The organism is Pseudarthrobacter sp. HLT1-7 (assembly GCF_059383435.1).
On record NZ_JBWZCH010000037.1, the window covers coordinates 1 to 1,657 of the forward strand.

General features: G+C 56.2%; 1 rRNA gene. It reads right to left on the minus strand.

The features are described from left to right. A 23S ribosomal RNA gene (locus AC50X6_RS18685) occupies positions 1–1,641 on the minus strand; the annotation flags it as partial. Between the last annotated feature and the right edge of the window lie 16 nt (positions 1,642–1,657).

A 1,657-nucleotide genomic window follows, 5' to 3' on the forward strand; every position in this document is an offset into this window, starting at 1 on the left:
CTCCCAGGCTCAGATCCCGCGCTCCACCAAAACCCCCACACCCACAAGGGGTGCACGGGCAGGTTTCGGGCGGTTAGTATCCCCTGTTCACCATGGACGGTTTTTCGCCGGTACGGGAATATCAACCCGTTGTCCATCGACTACGCCTGTCGGCCTCGCCTTAGGTCCCGACTTACCCAGGGCAGATTAGCTTGACCCTGGAACCCTTGATCATTCGGCGGACGGGTTTCTCACCCGTCTTTCGCTACTCATGCCTGCATTCTCACTCGTGTAGGCTCCACCGCTGGTTTACACCGCGACTTCACTGCCCACACGACGCTCCCCTACCACTCCAGACGCCTGAACCAACCCCGCAAAGGGGGCGGCTTGGCTACTATCTGAAATCCACAACTTCGGCGGTGTACTTGAGCCCCGCTACATTGTCGGCGCGGAATCACTTGACCAGTGAGCTATTACGCACTCTTTTAAGGATGGCTGCTTCTAAGCCAACCTCCTGGTTGTCTTCGCAACTCCACATCCTTTCCCACTTAGCACACGCTTAGGGGCCTTAGTTGGTGGTCTGGGCTGTTTCCCTCTCGACTATGAAGCTTATCCCCCACAGTCTCACTGCTGCGCTCTCACTTACCGGCATTCGGAGTTTGGCTGACGTCAGTAACCTTGTAGGGCCCATTAGCCATCCAGTAGCTCTACCTCCGGTAAGAAACACGCAACGCTGCACCTAAATGCATTTCGGGGAGAACCAGCTATCACGAAGTTTGATTGGCCTTTCACCCCTACCCACAGCTCATCCCCTCCATTTTCAACTGAAGTGGGTTCGGTCCTCCACGACGTCTTACCGTCGCTTCAACCTGGCCATGGGTAGATCACTTCGCTTCGGGTCTAGATCACGCCACTGCAACGCCCTGTTCAGACTCGCTTTCGCTACGGCTTCCCCCCACGGGTTAACCTCGCGACGTAACACTAACTCGCAGGCTCATTCTTCAAAAGGCACGCCGTCACCAGAATCAGACTGGCTCCGACGGATTGTAAGCACACGGTTTCAGGTACTGTTTCACTCCCCTCCCGGGGTACTTTTCACCTTTCCCTCACGGTACTGGTCCGCTATCGGTCATTAGGGAGTATTTAGGCTTATCAGGTGGTCCTGACAGATTCACACGGGATTTCTCGGGCCCCGTGCTACTTGGGATACTCTCCAGGCGGTACACAACATTTCGGTTACGGGGCTCACACCCTCTCTGGCCGGCCTTTCAAGACCGTTCACCTATGCCTGCACTACACACCCCACTGTCCCGGCAGAGACAGAACGGACAGTCCCACAACCCCGACCATGCAACGCCCGCCGGCTATCACACATGGAACGGTTTAGCCTGATCCGCGTTCGCTCGCCACTACTGACGGAATCACTGTTGTTTTCTCTTCCTGCGGGTACTGAGATGTTTCACTTCCCCGCGTTCCCCCCACACACCCTATGTGTTCAGATGCGGGTCACCGGGCAGCTCGCGCCCCCGGCGGGGTTTCCCCATTCGGACACCCTGGGATCACAGTCCGGTTATCGACTCCCCCAGGCTTATCGCAGATTCCTACGTCCTTCTTCGGCTCCTAATGCCAAGGCATCCACCGTGTGCTCTTAAAAACTTGACCACAAAAGATCAAAAAA